This window comes from Limosilactobacillus difficilis (assembly GCF_947387495.1).
GTDB lineage: Bacteria > Bacillota > Bacilli > Lactobacillales > Lactobacillaceae > Limosilactobacillus > Limosilactobacillus difficilis.
In genome coordinates this window covers 92,622-98,668 of record NZ_CANDNU010000001.1, presented here as the reverse complement: position 1 = coordinate 98,668, position 6,047 = coordinate 92,622, and the positions used below count along the sequence as shown (strand labels likewise).

The following is a 6,047-nucleotide window of genomic DNA, read 5'->3' as shown; positions in this document are numbered from 1 at the left end:
AAATCCATATTTTGAAGCAATTTCACGTAGACACTGCTTCAAGACAACTTCAACGTTTCCTTTCAACACTTTGTTGCTGTATTTAGTTCCCCATATGATGTGGTAATTCAGATTGTAGACTGATGTTCGACCATATGTAAGTTTATTAATATCATTCATACCAAGCATTGTATCATATTTTGCTTAATCCATGTGTGAAATAGGCATAAAAAGTAGGGGCAATTCATCACGTCCTTAAAAGAACGAGTTTTCTTGCTCTCATTTCAAAAAAGCTACAGTGTTGAACACTGCAGCTTTTTGATTTTATCGCTGTGAGCTAGCCTTCAAAGGCATCGGTCAACGGTGGAACCACTTGTTTCTTCCGGGAAACAACACCAGGCAGGTTCATCCGGTGCTGATCATTTAACTTCTTACCAAAGGCCTGTTCGACCTTTTCGGTTGGTTCGCCGGTCACTAAGAGGTCGGAATCACTGTTAAGAATGTTGGTGACAATTAAAATGAAGAGGTCGTAACCATTTTTGTCCATTTCACCCTTCATGGTCTTTTCGAGATCAGCTTGCCGCTTAAAGACGTCATCTAAATCAACACAGTTAACCTGACCGATGCGAATGCTCTTGCCGCCGAGACTAAAGGACTTTGAGTCACCCTCAACAATGTCCAAGTCGGTCCGCTTATCGACATTCGTCCCGGCCTTCAGCATTTGCAGACCATACTTTTCGTAGTCCACATTAGCAATTTTAGCAAGGTATTTTACTGCTTCACGGTCATGATCAGTAGTGGTTGGTGACTTCAGCAACAAGGTATCAGAAATAATAGCAGAAAGCATCATCCCAGCTAAGTTAGCAGGGATATCGATGTTTTTCTCCTGGTACATTTCCGTCAAAATGGTGCTGACACAGCCGTAAGGACGGGCGGTGTAGTATAACGGTTGAGCAGTATTGAAGTTGGCAATCCGGTGGTGATCAACAACGTGCGTGACGGTAACCTTATCAATATCTTCAGCACTCTGTTGCGGCTCGTTATGGTCAACTAGCATTACCTTGTCAACCTCGTTGGAAACTGTTTTAACAACCCGTGGAGCCTTCATCTTGAAATGGTCTAAGGCGTATTTCGTTTCATCGTTTGGCTCACCTAGTGCAACAGCTTCAGTTTCAAAGCCTAATTGGTTTTGGTAATACGAGTATGAGATAGCGGCTGTGATGGCATCCGTATCAGGATTGCGGTGGCCAAAAACTAATTCTTTACTCATAAAATGAATTCCTCCTCGATTGCTTGTTGTATCAACAAGTTACTCACATTTTAATTTTACCACTTTCCGCCCCTGAAGTTGATCAATTATTTCCTGTTAGCATCAGGAACTGGCTGGGCTTTTTCTTGAAGAATTAGGGGCAAACGAATTGCCACTGGTTCGCCCTGACTATCAACGTCGATCACAAACATCCCGTTGGATTGTGGTCCGCTGACGTGGTGCTCAGCCACTGGGATTTCGATGATTTGTGGCCGCTTGGTAATAACTTCGACCCTTTCCCGGTAATCAGGCGCGAAGGCGACGGCCGCTGCTAATTCGTGCGGGTTTCGCTTAAGGTGTCGCAGAACCAGGTTGCCGCGGCGAGCACGACTGCCGAGTTCAATATCCGCAACCTTCATCACTTTAAAGGATCCTCGTTGGGTGATGATCGCAAGATGCTGATCATCAGCCACTAAGTTCATACTAGACAGGGAATCACCATCCTTTAGATTAATCCCCCGAACGCCACCCGTTCGAACGCCCATTGTCGGTACTTCGGCAACGTCAAAGCGGAGGGCATAAGCTTGCCGGCTCGTCAGCAGCAATGATTGCTGGACCTGACTGTTTGGCTCGTAGTAAATCACATTAACGACCTCGGCATCCTTGCTCTTCAATTTCAAATACTTGGAAGCGTGGGTCTTGTAACGGCTGCCAGGAGTGTAATCAGTCATCTTAGTTTGTTTGATTTGCCCATCACTGGTAGCCATGATAAAGGTTCCCGGCATGGACAATTTATTAAAGATGAAGGCCTTGATGATGTATTCATTGTCGGCCAGGCCGATGGTTTGGGATAGATGTTCCCCCATCTCCTTCCAACGGACATCAGACAGCTCATGCACGGGCCGATAAATAAGGTTGCCACGGTTTGTAAAGAGAAAAAGATGATTGAGAGTTGATGTTTGCTGAATCATCACCGGATAATCATCTTCACGCAAACCATTGTCATCAACCGGAGACGCATTAAAGGAACGAAGGCTGCTCCGTTTGATGTAGCCAGCGTGTGATACCAGCACGACAACCTGCTCATCGGCAACAGTTACTTCGCGGGCAACCGTCAACTTGGCAACGTGCTGCTCAATCTTGGTCCGCCGTGGATTGCCGAATTCCTTCTTCACCGCTAGCAACTCGTTCTTTAAAACGCGATTCAATTCATTGGGATCATCCAAAATATGGTGAAATTCTTGAATCTTGTGATTCAGCTGTCGTTGCTCCTTTTGCAGCTCGCTGACGTCGGTATTGGTCAAGCGGTAGAGCTGCAGGGTAACGATCGCTTCTGCTTGATCGTCAGTAAACTGATACTGTTGAATTAAATTTTGCTTGGCATCGGTACGATTCTTACTGGAGCGGATGGTAGCAATGACCTGATCAAGAATCGACAAAGCCTTGATGAGGCCTTCGACAATGTGTAATCGTTTCTCGGCACGTTGTAAATCAAAGCGGGTCCGGCGGCTGATAATTTCCTGCTGGAACTGCAAATAGGCACGCAAGAATTCCTTCAAACCAACACGTTGTGGCCGCTGATTTTCGATCGCAACCATGTTGAAATTGTAGTTGATTTGCAAGTCCGTGTTTTTAAAGAGGTAATTCAAGATTCCCTGGGCGTCGGCTTTACGTTTGAGCTCAATAGCGATGCGTAACCCGGTACGGTCGGTTTCGTCCCGCACTTCAGCTAAACCTTCAACCTTTTTGTTGATCCGCAGATCGTCGATTCGTTTGACTAACTGGGCCTTATTGACCTCGTAGGGGATCTCCGTCACGTTAATCTGCTGACGGCCACCTCGCAGATTTTCGATGTTCGTCTTAGCTCGCACAACGATGCGGCCGCGGCCTTTGGTATAAGCTTTCTTAATCCCTTCAACCCCTTGCACGATTCCGCCGGTCGGAAAATCAGGACCAGGAATGAACTTCATCAGTTCATCCAAACTGGCTTCAGGATGGTCCATCAGATAGGTCAAAGCATCGATCACTTCACTCAGGTTGTGCGGCGGAATTTCGGTAGCATATCCGGCCGAAATTCCCGTAGCTCCGTTAACGAGCAGGTTGGGGATGCGGGCAGGTAGAACAGTTGGTTCCCTTTCAGTGTCGTCGAAATTCAGGGTCATATCGACGGTTTCTTTGTCGATATCACGAAGCATCAAACCGGCAATTTTGCTCAGCCGGGCCTCAGTATAACGCATCGCAGCTGGCGGGTCACCGTCCATCGAACCGTTATTGCCGTGCATCTCGATCAGCGGCTCCCGCAATTTCCAATCCTGGCTCATCCGGACCAGGGCTTCATAAATGGAGCTATCACCGTGCGGGTGATAATTACCCATGACGTTACCAACGGACTTAGCAGATTTGCGAAAACCCTTGTCATAAGTGTTACCATCCTTGTTCATCGCAAACAGAATTCGACGCTGAACAGGCTTGAGACCGTCACGAATATCTGGAAGCGCACGCTCTTGAATAATGGCCTTGGAGTAGCGGCCGAAGCGATCACCCATCAATTGTTCAAGTGTTTCTTCCCTAATTTTTGGTTTACTCACCTTTTTCGCCTCCTAAATATTGAGATCCAGTTGATCTGTTTGCTTTGGGGATGCGCCTTTCTTGCTGTGCTGACGGTGAGACGAGCTAGCCGTGCTGCCCTGTTTCATTTGTTGACGACTTTCTTCCAGTTGGTCGCTATCGCTATCGTTCATCGTGAAATGAACGTTCTGATCAATCCATTCCCGCCGCGGTTCAACTTTGTCGCCCATCAAAGTGGTGACACGCCGTTCTGCCATTGCCGCGTCTTCGATGCGCACCCGAATCAAGGTCCGTGTTTCGGGATTCATCGTCGTTTCCCAAAGCTGGTCGGCATTCATTTCCCCGAGACCCTTAAATCGTTGCAACGACCCACCATGACCCCTACTGGTCAGCTTAGCTAACTCATCATTGGTCCAAGCGTATTGGATTGTTGTTTTTGCACCACGTCCTCGTTGCAAGCGATAGAGTGGTGGCAAGGCAATATAAACCCGCCCCGCTTCAATCATCGGCCGCATATACTTGTAAAAGAAAGTAAGCAATAGAATTTGAATGTGGGCGCCGTCATCATCGGCATCAGTCATGATGATCACCTTGTCATAGTTGGCGTCTTCTAGTTTGAAATCAGCGCCGGCGCCGGCACCGACCGTATAAATAATCGTATTTAATTCTTCGTTTTTCAGGACGTCATCCAATTTGGCTTTCTCAGTGTTGAGAACTTTCCCACGGAGGGGCAAGATTGCCTGATAACGACGATCGCGGCCCTGTTTAGCACTACCGCCAGCAGAATCCCCTTCGACCAGAAAAAGCTCGTTCTTCTTCGCGTTCTTTGATCGGGCTGGCGTCAACTTGCCAGACAGGTTCCGTTCCTTCTTGTTTTTACGTTTACCGCGGGAAATGTCCCGGGCTTTCCGGGCAGCTTCCCGGGCCTTGCGAGCGCGCAGAGCTTTGTGAATCAGATCCTGCGCGTAATCACCGTTTTCCATCAGTTCGTAGGACAACTGGTCACTGACGATGGAATCAACAATCTTCCGGGCTTCTGGAGTTCCTAATTTATCCTTAGTTTGTCCCTCAAACTGCAAAATGCGTTCCGGGATCCGGACGGAGACGACGGCCGTTAAACCTTCGCGGACATCAGACCCCTCAAGATTCTTATCGCGTTCTTTGAGCAAACCGACTTTACGCGCATAATCGTTAAAGGTTTTGGTCCAACCACTGCGGAAGCCGGCTTCATGGGTACCGCCATCGGGAGTCCGAACATTGTTGACAAAGCTCAAGACATTTTCGGAATAACCATCATTATATTGGGCTGCCACTTCAACTTCAACGCCGTCCTGTTTTCCATCGAAATACATAACTTTGCCCAGGACATCCTTGCCCTCGTTGAGGTAGTCGACAAATTCCTTAATCCCATCTTGATAGTGATAGGCCTGAGTCTGTTCCTGGCCCGGTCGCTGGTCGATCAGGGTGATCTTAATTCCCTTCAGCAAAAAGGCGGATTCCCGCAGGCGTTGCGCAAGGGTGTTGAAATCAAAAGTGGTTGTCGTAAAAATCTTCGGATCCGGCTTGAAGTGAACAGTCGTTCCGCTCTTTACAGAGGTATGGCCGATTTTTTTAAGGGTTCCAACCGGGTGCCCGCCATTTTCAAACTCTTCCCGATAAAGGGTATGGTCCCGGACGATCGAAAGTGTCAGCCGGGTCGATAAGGCATTAACCACTGAAGCCCCCACCCCGTGGAGCCCCCCGGAAGTCTTGTAACCATCATCCTGACCGAATTTACCCCCGGCATGAAGCACAGTCATAATGACTTCTGGCGTCGGTTTGCCGCTGGCATGCATCCCCACTGGCATCCCCCGCCCGTGGTCCACCACCGCAATTGAATTATCAGCACCAATCGTGACTTGGATTTCCTTGCCATAACCTGACAAGGCTTCATCCACTGCATTATCAACAATTTCGTAGACCATGTGATGTAGTCCGCGTGAATCAGTGGATCCGATATACATTCCTGGACGCTTCCGAACGGCTTCCAGGCCTTTTAAAATTTTGATTGAAGCATCATCATACTTAGCCATAATGATTCCTCCTAACGTTGCAACGCCATCATTTTCGCGACGTCGCGTCAAAAACAATACCATACTATAATAACGAACAATGTAAAATGGCGCAAATTGAGTGCATGATGGCTGGAGCTTAGAAATGAAGCATGATAAGATGAATGGGTTAATAAACATGGAGGAGCACTTAAATTCAA

At 47.7% G+C, this 6,047-nt stretch carries 4 protein-coding genes; all 4 read right to left on the bottom strand.

All coding sequences use genetic code 11. From position 1 onward, the window contains the following. The coding region (locus QOR82_RS00455; RefSeq protein ID WP_283582803.1) for a transposase at window positions 1-159 on the bottom strand (159 nt) is incomplete at its 3' end. 157 nt (window positions 160-316) lie between these two features. Beyond that, the gene (locus QOR82_RS00450; protein ID WP_283582801.1) at window positions 317-1,249 is read right to left on the bottom strand and encodes a manganese-dependent inorganic pyrophosphatase; all 933 of its coding nucleotides are present in this window, start codon (window positions 1,247-1,249) and stop codon (window positions 317-319) included. Window positions 1,250-1,335: 86 nt separating this feature from the next. Next, complete coding sequence (gene parC / locus QOR82_RS00445) at window positions 1,336-3,816, bottom strand: DNA topoisomerase IV subunit A (protein ID WP_283582800.1); 2,481 nt, start codon at window positions 3,814-3,816, stop codon at window positions 1,336-1,338. A 12-nt stretch (window positions 3,817-3,828) separates the two neighbouring features. Beyond that, entirely contained in the window at window positions 3,829-5,868 is a 2,040-nt protein-coding gene (gene parE, locus QOR82_RS00440; RefSeq protein ID WP_283582799.1) for a DNA topoisomerase IV subunit B, read from the bottom strand. Window positions 5,869-6,047: the final 179 nt, after the last annotated feature.